This is a genomic window from Sporolactobacillus sp. STSJ-5 (genome assembly GCF_024385605.1).
Classification (GTDB): Bacteria; Bacillota; Bacilli; order Bacillales; family Sporolactobacillaceae; genus Sporolactobacillus.
Genome location: NZ_JANFOJ010000003.1, coordinates 108,075 through 120,675, shown reverse-complemented (window position 1 = coordinate 120,675; position 12,601 = coordinate 108,075). Strand labels below are relative to the sequence as shown.

Here is a 12,601-nt window from a genome sequence, read left to right as displayed (position 1 = left end):
CAGCATTAATAATGGAGGGATTTTTAGATGAATCTGTTTGATGTAGATCAACCGGAAATGCTCAGTATCTCACCTGATCTCCGTCTCCGCAAATTCGACACGATCGTCCCCCAAGCTTCATCTTGGTACCAAGATGAAGAAACATTACGGCTTGTCTGCAGAAACAAAGCCGCACCATTTGATAAAGAACGTTTAAAACGGATGTATGATTACCTTGAGCAGCATGGCGAATTATACTACATTGAATGTGCAGAAAACGGATTGTTTCATGCCATAGGGGACGTTACACTATGTCCTCATGATCTGCCAATCGTCATTGGCGATCCAGTGTATCGCGGCAAAGGAATCGGAAGTCAGGTCATCCGCACATTAATAATGAGAGCAGTGAAACATGGAATGAAGGAACTCTATGTAGAAGACATCTATGACGATAATATCGGATCAAGGCGTGCATTCCAAAAATGTGGTTTCTCCGCATATAAAAAAACGCATTTCGGTCATTCATATCGGCTTTCCACAGCTTCGTTAACCATTTGCTGAATTCTATTGACAGTTCATGAGGCAAATAGTAAAATCATTCTTAATCCCCTGTAGATCAGTGGGTTTTATGGGCCTAATAAAATTATTCATCATTATTTTAAAGGAGAATCGAACAATGAGCAATCAAAAGAAATCATTTGGTGTTCGTGACATTGTACTCGTCGCACTGTTTGCCGCAGTAACGTACCTTGGCATCTCTGCTCTGAGAATCCCGCTTCCGGCAGCAGTCGGTGCACCATTCATTCATTTCGGAAATTCGCTTCTCGTACTCGCCGTCCTGCTTCTCGGAGGATTTCGCGGCGGTCTTGCAGGCGCAATCGGTCTCGGACTTTTCGATCTGCTCAGCGGCTATGCGTCAACAGCACCGGTAACCGTCATCCTCGCTTTTCTAGTCGCAGGCATCGTAAGCTTTGCCTTCCGCCTTCTGAAGCATGTTGACAAACCAGTGAATATCTTCGTTCTCGCGCTGGTTGCAGGTGCATCAAAAATTGTACTTGAGTTCCTGCACGGCTTGATTGAAAAACTGCTTCTCGGAAGTGCATTTGGACCCTCAGTGGTTGCTGCATTTACTAGTCTGCCGGCAACGGCGATTAATGCAGTCTCAACCGTGATTATCGTTACCGCTCTCTATTTCCCATTAAAGAAAGGATTGTCGGTTTTCGACTCAAACAAAGGAGTTTCCAAAATTTAATTAAACCGTGTATGATTAAGTTCGGACAGTTAATTGGTCCGAACTTTTTTATATCTGCACCTATTCTTACATTTAGGGAGAGTTCACATGAGCGCTCTGATTGAAACGAAGAACCTTCATTTTCAATATTTACATCATCAATCCCAAAACGAATGGATATTAAACGGGATTGATTTGACTATTCGAAACGGAGAATTCATTGCTATTCTCGGATCAAACGGATGCGGAAAATCAACGCTTGCCAAGCATTTCAACGCATTGCTGACGCCTTCAGATGGTACGGTACTTGTAAACGGCAGGGATACAAATGACGAGAAAAACCAATTCGAGATCAGAAAAACGATCGGAATGGTATTCCAAAATCCCGATAATCAATTAATTTCAACAATTGTTGAAGAAGATGTAGCCTTTGCGCCGGAGAATCTTGGTATAGCGCCTTCAGAAATTCGCAGTCGCGTAAATTGGGCACTTGATGCTGTTGATATGCTTGATTACAAAAGGCATACCCCTTTTAAATTATCAGGAGGTCAGAAACAGCGCGTTGCAATCGCAGGAATTCTTGCGATGCGACCACAGTGCATTGTCCTTGACGAACCGACATCAATGCTGGATCCAAAAGGCCGCTCCGATGTGATGAAGACCATTTGCCGACTTAATCGTGAATTGGGTATCACAATTGTGCTGATCACACATCACATGGAGGAAGCTGCACGAGCGAAACGAGTGATTCTGATGGATCAGGGACAAATTGCATCGGATGATACGCCTGAAAATACATTCGAGCAAATCGAACTCTTAAAGAAGCTAAAGCTGGATGTCCCGCAAATTACCGAATTAACCCATCGCATGCGACAGCATGGCATCCTTATTCCCAAACGAATGGTTCAAATCGACCAATGCGTGGACGCCTTGGCTGCTGCTTTGGAGGAACGTTATGGCCATTATTGAGCTTAGGACAATCAGTTTCCGTTATGGCGCCGGCACTCCATTTGAGAAGCAGGCGCTCCAAAACATTTCTTTATCTGTTGACCGTGGTGATTTTATTGGCATCATTGGTCATACCGGTTCTGGAAAATCAACGTTAATTCGTCACTTTAACGGATTACTCCGCCCCGATTCCGGACAAGTCCTCGTAAACAACGAGGATATTTGGAAAAATCCAAGACAAATTCGCTCCGTTCGTTTTCAGATCGGACTTGTCTTTCAATATCCGGAAACTCAAATCTTTGAAGATACTGTCGCTCAAGATATTGCATACGGACCAAAGAATATGGGGCTTGATCAAGAAACGATCAATCAGCGCGTTCTTGAAGCTCTGCATTTTGTCGGTCTAGACGATTCGTATTTGGATCGAAATCCGTTTCGAATGTCGGGCGGAGAGATGCGGCGTGTCGCAATTGCCGGCGTCATGGCGATGAAACCGGCGGTGCTAGTGCTGGATGAACCGACGGCCGGGCTGGACCCTGAAGGACGCCGCAACCTGCTTAAACACATAGAACAGTATCGTCGGAAAACAAATACGGCCATTATTATGGTTTCTCATAGTATGGAAGATATTGCTGAACATGTGCAGCGAGTGCTTGTCCTTGATAAAGGAAAGACCGCTTTTGAAGGATCGGTGCCCTCAGTTTTTGCTCATGCAGATGAACTGATGCAGCTCGGTCTTGACGTCCCGCAAATGACTAAAGTTCTGCTTGGTTTGAAAGCGAAGGGATACTCTGTCGACACCTCTGCTGTTACGATGGATCAAGCGGAGCATGAGCTTTTGAGATTATTTGAAAGGAAGGATCATGAATGACGCGCGATATTACTGTCGGCCAATTTCTTCCCGGCCATTCGCTCTTGCACCGACTTGATCCGCGGACAAAAATTGTCCTTACCTTTGTTTTTATTATTCAAGTTTTCATATCCAGAAGTGCGCTGAGTCTGTGTTTTCTCATCTTCTTGCTCTTATTTCTGATTGCTTGTTCTCATGTTCCGGCAAGAAAAGTGTTTCGAGCCGTACGGCCAATGATTCCAGTCATTGTCTTCACTGCTTTGATTAATATTTTCTACGTATCCGGTGATCCTGTATTTCACTATTCCTTTATCCGGATTACAGATCAAGGTTTATTTGTAGGGTTTACATTGCTTGTCCGCTTAACTGCGCTCATTGCCGGATGCTCGCTGATTACATACACAACCTCGCTGAATGCGCTCGCTGCAGGGCTTGAACAGCTTCTCGCCCCGCTTAAACGATTCCATTTTCCGGTTAATGAGCTTTCAATGACTCTATCGATCACGCTCCGTTTTTTGCCGACGATCGCCGAAGAATTTGATCGGATTATTGATGCTCAAAAAGCACGCGGTGCTGATTTCAGCAACGGAAACCTGATAAAAAAAATCCATGCCTATTTTCCAATCATACTCCCTTTGTTCATGTCCTCCTTCAGACGTGCATTCGAATTGACTAATGCGATTGAATGCCGCTGTTATCAAGGCGGGAACGGGCGAACGAAAATGAATGTACTCAAGCTGTCTCGATTGGACGTTCAAGCGATTGTCTTTTTTTGTGTTGCTTTTGGTGTCTCCATCGCTTTCAATCTGTTTTTTCCGTCATTCTTCTAAGCATTCGTGATAGGACATTGAAATCGATAATTGGTACATTCGCCCTCCCAAAACCGGAACTGCATACATATAATGCAGTATCCGATTGATGAGGGGGTGTTTTCATGGGCTGTCCAGATAAAGGCGGTGCCAGCTGCGGTAGCGGAATCGGCAACGGCTTTGCTTTGCTCGTTGTACTGTTCATTTTGTTAGTTATCGTTGGTGCTGCATTCTGTTACTGATCCGTTTGAGTTCTGAAGCGACTCATCCATCCGGCACCTGTTGATGCCGCAGTCTCTAGTTAAATGCATAGCCTCCTGAAAAAGAGCGTCCGTACTGTGGACGTTCTTTTTTTGCACAATCACAATCAGAATGTATGTATCAAACAGCCCAACTTCAGATATCTTCATACGCCGTTCGCTGCACATCTGCATTTCATGTCTTCAAAAAAGTGAAGCAAGGATCCCAACGTATTCCTTCAATGCCGTGAACGCAACACCGCCGTTAGATGGAACAAACTGCCCGGGATACAGGAAAACCTTTCTGCTTTCCAAGTAATCAGTCGGGTAAGCTGTGACGTGCATGCCCTGCTTATTAAAAATCAAAACGGCGCGCGGCATATGGAAAGCAGAGGTAACTAAAATAGGTCTGCGAAAATGAAAACGTTCAAGCAATTGTTTCGTCTTCTTGGCATTCGTTTTCGTCGTGATGCTTTTCTTTTCCACGATGATCTTGTCCTTCGGCACACCAAGCGCAATCAGCTGTCGTTTGCCGATCTCCGCTTCAACCCCACTATCCGGATAAACCTTCCCTCCTGATAAAATAATCGGCAGTTTTGTTTGCCTGTACAGTCTGTATGTAGTAAGCAGCCGATTCGCTGCGTTTCCGGAAAGCTGCCCGCTTCCATTCATGTCGGGGGTGTCGAGCGTTGCCCCGCCTCCTAGCATGACAATCACATCTCCCCTTGGCACAGTCGGCGGATGATAACGTTCTTCAAGAGGATGCACAAGCAGGATCCCGGTTAGCGGAATAAAGGAAAGATACATAAAGAGCGTTAAACCGCCTGTGAGATATGCAGATTTTCGCTTTTTTCGAAACAATTGAAAACTAAATGCAGCAAGCAATGTTACAAATAAACCTGGCGGCAGCAAAAAACCGTAAATAAATTTAATGACATACTCCATGCTTCACCTCTCCGATCAGATAATCTGGATTCATTCTTCTCTATAGTAATTGATGATAACTTCTTGAAAAAAGAGCATACTGAAAAAATTGAACGAAGCCTTAATTTAATCGTTTACTTGATGAGTACGTCTCACCCGCATTGGATTCCCTTTGTATTCAGCTCTCGGCTGCTATTTTGCGCGTTGTTTTCTTCATATCGTCAGTGAAAACGCTGATTGTTCCTTTGTAGTACTCTGCACAAAAGACATCATCAACAGAGTCAATCCCTTGTTCCAGAAGCAGTTCTTTAAGCCACTGTTCATCTTTTTCCAGCAAATCCAGCATATCATAATCAATCGATCCTTCTGCAACAAGGATAATCCCAAGCCGGTCGCTATCTTTTTTTAAAACCGTTAAATGACCGTTTTGCTCCACTTGAGCCCTTCGTACTTCCTGTATGGTGTAAACATCTTGCATACGCAGCATTGTTGAAAAATCAGAGACAGACAGATTTGCTTTTTTAAAATTTTCCGGGATCATCTTGCCCTTATTTATAACGATGATTGGATCTCCGTCAATCCACTTACGTACCTCGCTGTTTTTCGATTTGAGAATCCGTGTTGTGATAATCAGTCCGGACCAAATCAGAAGTACAATCAAAAATTGCAATATCGTGATATCGGGATTATAAATCACACCACCGATAATCCCGCCTAATACATAATTTTGAATTTGATCCGCTGCCGACATCGGAGCTAAGTTTCCTTTACCCGACATATTTATGAAAATAATCAAGCATATGAATCCGATGACGAGCTTTACTGCTACATCCATGTATGAAAACATGTCTTTTCCTCCTTTATTTATCGACCATTTTAATAGCCGTACCATTTAGAACATGAATTTGCTCCAGCACATAATGAGCCGGATCATCCTCGTTATGCTCTAATCGAAAAAAGTTTTTGCCCACTTTGTATAACATAATCTCTTCAGGAGTCATATGATTGGTATAAATCTGATTTACAGGAACATCCAGGTCTTTTGCCAGCTGTTTCATTTCGTTCAGTACTCCGCGGTATTCAGACTGTGTATGCTCCTTATTTACCCAATCATTGACTTGGATGCCGCCAAGCAGGATTAAGAGTACAAGAAGGAGAACACTGATCTCTTTATACTTATAAGGCATACGCTTTATTCTGAATCTTAATATCAAGAAGAGCAGGGCAAGAAAAATTGCTGCCATAAAGGCAATTTGCACATAAACAGCTGTGTCCGTCTGACTTTCTATGTAGTGGTAGCTGTAAAAATTCAAGAATATCATCCCTTTATGTTATAGAAGAATACAATCAAATTCTCTTTTCATTATAACGGAACAGATGAAATCTAATCGACGTGTACAAAAAACGTTCAGGATCAGTGTCATGACGGGACAGTAAAGATTGGCTGCAAAGTATGAACGACAGCAACTGTGCCCGTTAAAGTGAAACCGCGAAAAGCATGAGCACATGGTCGCGTAAAGGAATGCAAGCGCAAAAAAAGCATGCATTTGTGCATGCTCCATTCGTTTCTAAATCAAAACAGCATGTTCCATGTCTTCGGACCGACGATTCCATCTACCGCCAGTCCATGACGTTTTTGATAAGCCTTAACAGCTGACTCCGTCTTCGTACCAAAGATACCGTCAACAGTCAGTGACAACGCACGTTGAATCCGTTCCACATTTTTTCCTTGACTGCCTCGTTTGATCGCTGTTCCAGGATAAGTCACTACCGACGTTCCTGTTGATCCTGTCGCCTTCGCTTTCTGACTCACCGCTTTTGACAATGCCGCCCGAGTATCTGGTCCGACAACACCATCGACCGCAATTTTATAATCGCTTTGCAGAGCACGAACCGCTCGTTCAGTAGCCGTTCCGAAAATACCGTCAGCTCCCGCTTTGCCTATAGAATAACCGGCTTTAATCAATTCCTGCTGCAGTTCCTTGACAGCAGAACCCGTTGATTTATTTTGTAATAATGGGCTTTTCTTAGATGACGCAGTCTGTGTCGCAGATGCAGGTTTTGCTGATTGATTCGCTGCATTGTCTGCAGTGATCGTCTTATTAACAATTCCTTCAGCAATTGCTTTTCCGATTGCATCGGTTTTAGATGAAACAATCTCTGCATCCGTTTTTGTATCCACAAACCCGCACTCAACGAGAATTGCCGGCGATTTGGTATTCCTAAGCACATAAAGGCTTGTATTTTTCTTAATGCCACGGCTTCTCAGTCCGGTTACCGCGCAAATATTATTTAAAACGCGTGTGGCCGCTGCATCGGTTTTACTGTCATACTGATAAACCTCTATTCCGGTTCCACCACCGGCATTCAAATGAATGGATACGGCTAAAGCGAGACCGGTATGGGCATTCACATGCTGCACGATTGCAGACAAATTTTCATTTTGCGTTTTACCCTCGTTGTCTGTATCATCATAAACGGTTTGACCGTCAGCCCGCAGATATGTGATGACTGCATCTTTAATTTTACGATCCACGACTTCTTCCTTAATATATCCATGCGCACCGGGTACAAATGTATTATGTCCGGCATGAATACTGTATTTTGCCATGTTTCGACAGCTCCTTTTCTATATTCTTATGTCCGTCCATCTTTTTTTGAAAAAGACAGATCACTAGTATATAGAAAAAAGCACGTTTGCCTGGTGAACAAAAAAACAGCCGTTCATGAGATGAAAGCCTCACAAGCGGCTGTTTCATAATGTTATGCAAAAATTTGTTCAATGGCCGTATAGTCAGAATCACTCAACTGGAGACTTTCGCTTTGCAGGTTTGCCAGCAGCTGTTCAGGAGTTCTCGCGCCAGGAATAACCGGCCCAATCACCGGATTCTTTAAGTACCATGCAAGAACGAGCTGAGCCACGGTCGCATCATATTTTGATGCAATTGGTTTCAGCTTTTCAACCTTTGTAACATTTGCTTTCAATTGATCCGGTTTGTAGAGATCAATGTTCAAGCGATGATCTCCCTCCTCGAAGTGCGGCAAATTTTCCGGAGAATAACGACCGGTCAGCAATGCGGCAGCAAAAGGTTCATAAGGCACAAAAGAGATGTGCTGCTCATTCAAATAGGGAACCAATTCCTTGACAGCATCTTGTTGCAGCAAGTTGTATTGATTTTCCACAAGATCGACATAACCATCTGCATCGGCTTCTTTAACCTGATCCAAGTTGAAATTGGAAACACCGATTGCTCGAAGCTTTCCCGCTTCTCTTAATCGTTGCAATGCGCCGACCGCTTCTGCTTTCGGTGTATCCTGATCCGGAAAATGAATATAAAAAATATCCAAATAGTCCGTTTGCAGCCGTTTCAGACTCTCATCCACAGATTTAGTCAAGAATTCCGGAGTATTATTCAAAGTGACGGAGCCATCGGGTGCCACTTGCTGTGCACCTTTGGTAGCTACAATAACCTTATGCCGATCATTTTTCTGCAGCACCTCGCCGATCAGCTCTTCTGAATGCCCAAGCCCGTACATAAAAGCTGTGTCAATCATCTCAATGCCCTGATCAATCGCAGTCTGAACAACTTTTTTGCCTGTTTCATCATTAAGATTCGGAAAAAGATTGTATCCACCAATTTTATTTGTTCCCAGTCCGAGCGGATTAACTGTTAATTCTGTCCGTCCAATTTGAATCTTTTCCATCAGATCGCCAGCTTTCCTACAGATTACTTTTATCGTAAAAAAGAAGTGACAGCGTTGTCAAAAGTTATGCCTGTCAACTCAAAAGTACGAAATCTGTTCGTCCTGCATGCAGAGCATAGAAAACAATTGTAAACAGTTGTCTACTTAATGCTGTTTCGATTGGGTATAAGTAATAAGAAGCGAAGCCAATCGATCATTGTTGTTTGTTTCTCATCATTTTTTAATGCTTTTTTCAGCTGTCTTTCATCCAAAAATGAGATAATGGTATACAAACATTCGTGTACAAAAAGCTTCATGACGATACTTGGCACAGACTGCAGGCTTCCAAATATTTGGCAACCTACATCCAAAGAAAGGATTGTATCAATGAGTGAAAAGATTTTAGTTGTCGAAGATGAGCAAAAAATCGCTCGTGTCATTGAGCTTGAACTCGAACATGAAGGATATATCGTTGATAAGGCCGCGACCGGGCATCAAGCACTGGACAAGGCACAATCTGAAAAATGGGATCTTATTTTGCTCGATGTGATGATCCCGCAACTGAACGGAATGGAAGTATTGCGTCGGATTCGCTCCGCCGGCAGTTCTACCCCGATTATTATGGTCACGGCCCGTGACTCTGTGATTGACAAGGTCAGCGGTCTCGATCAATGGGCAAATGACTACATCACAAAGCCGTTTGAAATTGAAGAACTTCTGGCGAGAATCCGCGCTTGTCTGCGAAACTCACGACATTCGGAAGACATTCAAGAAAACCAAAAACTACAGATTCTTGATTTGTCGCTTCAAACCGGGTCCCGGGAAGTTAAGCGCGACAAGCAGACCATACAGCTTACCGCTCGTGAATTTGATCTGCTCCTGTTTCTGATGCAGAATCAAAAACATGTGCTCACGCGCGAACAGATACTTTCAACGGTTTGGGGATATGATTACTATGGTGATACGAACGTCGTCGACGTCTACATTCGTTACCTGCGAAAAAAGGTCGATGCCCCCTTCGCCCATCCGTTAATCCGTACCGTACGAGGTGTGGGTTATGTCTTAAAGGAGTAAACCAATGAAACTGCAGACCCGAATTCAGCTTCTGTCTACCGCGCTGCTTGTAGCCCTGCTTCTTCTGACCAACAGTGCCGTCTATCTGTTTTTCAAACAAATGACTCTCAATAACGAGCTTCATCGTACCTCTCAGCAGGCATCGACGATGATGGCGGCATTAAATGCAGAAAATGCGACTCAAGTCAGTCCAGAGCATATGATTCGCGGTTATTTGCCGGCCGAAGGTATGATCCGCATCATTGATCAGCGTGGAAAAACGAAGCTGGCCGCAGCAACAGACGCGCGCTTTCGCCGGTACGAAAATCATTTTTATCAAGGGGAACTGGAGCAAATGATTGATATTAACAATCAGCTTCATGCATTTGTCACAGTACCTATGATTTGGCGAGACGGAACCATTGTCAATCTTCAAATAATTCAAGCAAATGATACGGTCTATCAAACACTGAACCTGCTGAAAGTAATTCTTGTTCTCGCTTCACTTTTGATCGTGATTCCAACTTTTTTCGCAGCGAAGCTTTTGAGCCGTCTGATCTTGAACCCGATCGTTGCCATGATTCATACTATGAAAAGGATTCAGCAGAGCAATCATTTTCAAAAGATCGAACTGAAGCATGAATCGAAGGATGAACTTCACCAAATGGCACGCACGTTCAACACCATGATTGACCAGCTTCAGGAGAACTTTGATAAACAGCAGCAATTTGTCTCCGATGCGTCTCACGAACTGAAAACGCCGCTTACCGTCATTGAAAGCTATGTGCAGCTTTTAAAGCGCTGGGGCAAGGAAAAAGAAGACGTGCTTGATGAATCGATCGAAGCCATTCACTCCGAATCCTTACGTATGAAGGAACTGACGCGCCAGATGCTTCTTCTCGCACGTGGCGAGGAAAAACTTGTGATGAAACGTGAAGATCTCGTAGAATTGTGTCGAAGTACGGCACATAAGTTAGAGAAAGCATATGGACGAAAAATCACCGTTGAATCCGACTTGCCGCAAACCATCTTCAATATGGATGCATCAAAAATCAAGCAATTAGTAATTATCTTACTCGATAATGCACTTAAATACAGTCAAAAAGAGATTAAGGTCCATGTGCGACGGGACAAACAAACTGCTTGCATTGATTTTGAGGATCGAGGCATCGGTATTCCTGAAAAGGAACAGGAAAAGGTATTTCATCGCTTTTTTCGCGTCGACAAGGCACGAAGCCGAGAAACTGGCGGATCAGGGCTCGGATTAGCGATCGCCAGGCAAATCGTCGCTGCACATCACGGTGAAATTAAACTGAAAAGCATTGAACACATGGGTACCGTTGTCACGGTCGTACTCCCCATTTCATTGGAGGTGAGCCAATGAATCGTCGAAAAAAGATGCTGCTCCTTTTTTCAATGATCGCACTTATTCTGCTGACCGTTGCACTCATCCAATTCCTTCAACGCGAGCAGCTGCTCCCAAAAAATAAAATCAGAACATTGGCCGTGCATCAATTAGGTGGAAAGGTAAGCTCAGCAGTTCTTGAGGAGAAACGCTATGTCGTCACACTCGATAGAAACAATGGCCGCTACCGCGTCATTATGGATGCCGAATCAGGTAAAATTGTTCAGCTATCGATCATTAAAGCACCGTCGTCATCTGACCGCTATACTATTACTGAAGAGGATGCGAAAACGATTGCCGTAAAGCAGGTTCCCGGAAACGTTCAATCCATTGAAAAGGTTTCTGAAAATGGTAAAGCTGCGTATTCTGTAGCCATTCAGACGGCAAGCGGAACTGTGCATACCATTATTGATGCCGCTAATGGTTCAGTGCTGAACACTCAGCAGCCAAGCAAAGACGGTTTAGAAACAGTGATCAGTGAACAGGAAGCGCGTTCTATCGCTCTTAAGCAGGTTGACGGAGAAATTGTTCATTCAGAATTAGAAGAAAATGAGGATCAGTATGAATACAAAGTGACCATTAAAACAAAGCAGGACACAGCCGAAGTATACGTGAATGCGTACAGCGGAAAAACGACGGTAAGCTGGGATTCTGAGAACGAGGACGAAGATGAAGAGGATGAGGATGAGCCTGATGAAGATGAATAAAAGTATCTTAGCCTTTCTTTCCACGTTCTCATCAAATTTTAATCTGACACTTTTTTTAGCTTAATCTCCCCTGGATAAGATAAATAGGTAAACAAAAGATCATCTATTTTAGGAGGAGATTTTCATATGAAACGAATTCTTTCCATTGCAGCCATTGTCGGTGCCATTGTTTTAATAGGAACCGCCTATGGAATGATTGCCGGATCACCCAATCAGGCTTCGGCAGACGAAGCTACGGTTACAGTCGAACAGCCTGAGGCAGCAGAAGAGAACCAGCCGAACGAGCAAACTCAATCAAGCAGCACATCCAGTCAAACTTCCGGAGGGTTGACACCGACAAATATCTCAGCTTCAGAAGCCATCAATATTGCCGAAAAAGCTTACTCCGGCACTGCCACTGAAATGGACCGCGATGTGGATGACGGACAAATCCACTATGACATTGAAATCGTAATCAACCAGGACCAGTCAAGGGATGTCATTGTCGATGCCAATACCGGAAAAATAACCGTTGATCAAGATGATGATGATTACGATGACGATCATGATGATTTTGACGACGAAGATGATGAGGACTAATTCACTCGATAGGTGACCGAATCGAATAAGTATGTCCTATGAACCAGCTAAATTAGGCTGGCTTTTTTTTGAAATTAATGGATGAACACTTCCATGGTAAGGAAGGGGTCATTTCATACGATTTTCAGATTAAAACTCTTCAACAGACTTATAAAAAGTCTTGAATTTTATCTCATTTTGTCGTAAACTACAA

At 43.5% G+C, this 12,601-nt stretch carries 15 protein-coding genes; 10 read left to right on the top strand and 5 right to left on the bottom strand.

Annotated features, from left to right (window positions below; all coding sequences use genetic code 11):
* Window positions 1–27: 27 nt before the first annotated feature.
* The 6 genes from NOM01_RS04810 (at window position 28) to NOM01_RS04785 (ending at window position 4,059) form a co-directional block, all read left to right on the top strand.
* Window positions 28–540: a GNAT family N-acetyltransferase gene (locus tag NOM01_RS04810; protein WP_255746857.1), complete on the top strand. Its 513-nt coding sequence runs from the start codon at window positions 28–30 to the stop codon at window positions 538–540.
* A 115-nt stretch (window positions 541–655) separates the two neighbouring features.
* Complete coding sequence (locus tag NOM01_RS04805; RefSeq protein ID WP_255746856.1) at window positions 656–1,231, top strand: ECF transporter S component; 576 nt, start codon at window positions 656–658, stop codon at window positions 1,229–1,231.
* An 87-nt stretch (window positions 1,232–1,318) separates the two neighbouring features.
* The gene (locus NOM01_RS04800) at window positions 1,319–2,179 is read left to right on the top strand and encodes an energy-coupling factor transporter ATPase (RefSeq protein ID WP_255746855.1); all 861 of its coding nucleotides are present in this window, start codon (window positions 1,319–1,321) and stop codon (window positions 2,177–2,179) included.
* A complete protein-coding gene (locus NOM01_RS04795) occupies window positions 2,166–3,029 on the top strand; it encodes an energy-coupling factor transporter ATPase (protein ID WP_255746853.1) in 864 nt (287 codons plus the stop codon). The genes NOM01_RS04800 and NOM01_RS04795 overlap by 14 nt, the downstream gene beginning before the upstream one ends.
* Window positions 3,026–3,838 carry an energy-coupling factor transporter transmembrane component T family protein gene (locus NOM01_RS04790; protein WP_255746850.1) on the top strand — a complete coding sequence of 271 codons (813 nt, stop codon included), beginning with the start codon at window positions 3,026–3,028 and terminating at the stop codon, window positions 3,836–3,838. The genes NOM01_RS04795 and NOM01_RS04790 overlap by 4 nt, the downstream gene beginning before the upstream one ends.
* A 104-nt stretch (window positions 3,839–3,942) precedes the next feature.
* Window positions 3,943–4,059 (top strand): YjcZ family sporulation protein, encoded by a 117-nt coding sequence (locus NOM01_RS04785; protein ID WP_255746849.1) that lies wholly within the window; start codon window positions 3,943–3,945, stop codon window positions 4,057–4,059.
* 201 nt (window positions 4,060–4,260) lie between these two features.
* Here the strand turns inward: NOM01_RS04785 and NOM01_RS04780 are convergent, their stop codons facing one another.
* From NOM01_RS04780 to NOM01_RS04760, 5 genes are all read right to left on the bottom strand, one after another.
* Window positions 4,261–5,001 (bottom strand): YdcF family protein, encoded by a 741-nt coding sequence (locus NOM01_RS04780; protein ID WP_255746848.1) that lies wholly within the window; start codon window positions 4,999–5,001, stop codon window positions 4,261–4,263.
* Window positions 5,002–5,158: 157 nt separating this feature from the next.
* Entirely contained in the window at window positions 5,159–5,827 is a 669-nt protein-coding gene (locus NOM01_RS04775; RefSeq protein WP_255746847.1) for a DUF421 domain-containing protein, read from the bottom strand.
* 13 nt (window positions 5,828–5,840) lie between these two features.
* A complete protein-coding gene (locus tag NOM01_RS04770) occupies window positions 5,841–6,293 on the bottom strand; it encodes a DUF3290 family protein (RefSeq protein WP_255746846.1) in 453 nt (150 codons plus the stop codon).
* Between the two features lie 260 nt (window positions 6,294–6,553).
* Window positions 6,554–7,591, bottom strand: a complete 1,038-nt coding sequence (locus tag NOM01_RS04765; protein WP_255746845.1) for an N-acetylmuramoyl-L-alanine amidase — start codon at window positions 7,589–7,591, stop codon at window positions 6,554–6,556.
* Between the two features lie 152 nt (window positions 7,592–7,743).
* Window positions 7,744–8,685, bottom strand: coding sequence for an aldo/keto reductase (locus tag NOM01_RS04760; RefSeq protein ID WP_255746843.1), 942 nt, complete (start codon window positions 8,683–8,685; stop codon window positions 7,744–7,746).
* Between the two features lie 366 nt (window positions 8,686–9,051).
* Here NOM01_RS04760 and NOM01_RS04755 point away from each other — a divergent pair, with 366 nt between their 5' ends.
* From NOM01_RS04755 to NOM01_RS04740, 4 genes are all read left to right on the top strand, one after another.
* Entirely contained in the window at window positions 9,052–9,738 is a 687-nt protein-coding gene (locus NOM01_RS04755) for a response regulator transcription factor (protein WP_255746841.1), read from the top strand.
* A gap of 4 nt (window positions 9,739–9,742) precedes the next feature.
* The gene (locus NOM01_RS04750) at window positions 9,743–11,101 is read left to right on the top strand and encodes a sensor histidine kinase (protein ID WP_255746839.1); all 1,359 of its coding nucleotides are present in this window, start codon (window positions 9,743–9,745) and stop codon (window positions 11,099–11,101) included.
* On the top strand, window positions 11,098–11,829 hold the full coding sequence (locus NOM01_RS04745; RefSeq protein ID WP_255746837.1) for a PepSY domain-containing protein: 732 nt from the start codon (window positions 11,098–11,100) through the stop codon (window positions 11,827–11,829). The genes NOM01_RS04750 and NOM01_RS04745 overlap by 4 nt, the downstream gene beginning before the upstream one ends.
* A 126-nt stretch (window positions 11,830–11,955) precedes the next feature.
* On the top strand, window positions 11,956–12,408 hold the full coding sequence (locus NOM01_RS04740; RefSeq protein ID WP_255746835.1) for a PepSY domain-containing protein: 453 nt from the start codon (window positions 11,956–11,958) through the stop codon (window positions 12,406–12,408).
* The last annotated feature ends 193 nt before the right edge of the window (window positions 12,409–12,601 follow it).

Coding starts and splice junctions, on each gene's coding strand:
- NOM01_RS04775 (WP_255746847.1), bottom strand. CDS start 5,827: ATGTTTTCATACATGGATGTAGCAGTAAAGCTCGTCATCGGATTCATA.
- NOM01_RS04760 (WP_255746843.1), bottom strand. CDS start 8,685: ATGGAAAAGATTCAAATTGGACGGACAGAATTAACAGTTAATCCGCTC.
- NOM01_RS04800 (WP_255746855.1), top strand. CDS start 1,319: ATGAGCGCTCTGATTGAAACGAAGAACCTTCATTTTCAATATTTACAT.
- NOM01_RS04810 (WP_255746857.1), top strand. CDS start 28: ATGAATCTGTTTGATGTAGATCAACCGGAAATGCTCAGTATCTCACCT.
- NOM01_RS04755 (WP_255746841.1), top strand. CDS start 9,052: ATGAGTGAAAAGATTTTAGTTGTCGAAGATGAGCAAAAAATCGCTCGT.
- NOM01_RS04750 (WP_255746839.1), top strand. CDS start 9,743: ATGAAACTGCAGACCCGAATTCAGCTTCTGTCTACCGCGCTGCTTGTA.
- NOM01_RS04740 (WP_255746835.1), top strand. CDS start 11,956: ATGAAACGAATTCTTTCCATTGCAGCCATTGTCGGTGCCATTGTTTTA.
- NOM01_RS04785 (WP_255746849.1), top strand. CDS start 3,943: ATGGGCTGTCCAGATAAAGGCGGTGCCAGCTGCGGTAGCGGAATCGGC.
- NOM01_RS04805 (WP_255746856.1), top strand. CDS start 656: ATGAGCAATCAAAAGAAATCATTTGGTGTTCGTGACATTGTACTCGTC.
- NOM01_RS04795 (WP_255746853.1), top strand. CDS start 2,166: ATGGCCATTATTGAGCTTAGGACAATCAGTTTCCGTTATGGCGCCGGC.
- NOM01_RS04780 (WP_255746848.1), bottom strand. CDS start 5,001: ATGGAGTATGTCATTAAATTTATTTACGGTTTTTTGCTGCCGCCAGGT.
- NOM01_RS04765 (WP_255746845.1), bottom strand. CDS start 7,591: ATGGCAAAATACAGTATTCATGCCGGACATAATACATTTGTACCCGGT.
- NOM01_RS04790 (WP_255746850.1), top strand. CDS start 3,026: ATGACGCGCGATATTACTGTCGGCCAATTTCTTCCCGGCCATTCGCTC.
- NOM01_RS04745 (WP_255746837.1), top strand. CDS start 11,098: ATGAATCGTCGAAAAAAGATGCTGCTCCTTTTTTCAATGATCGCACTT.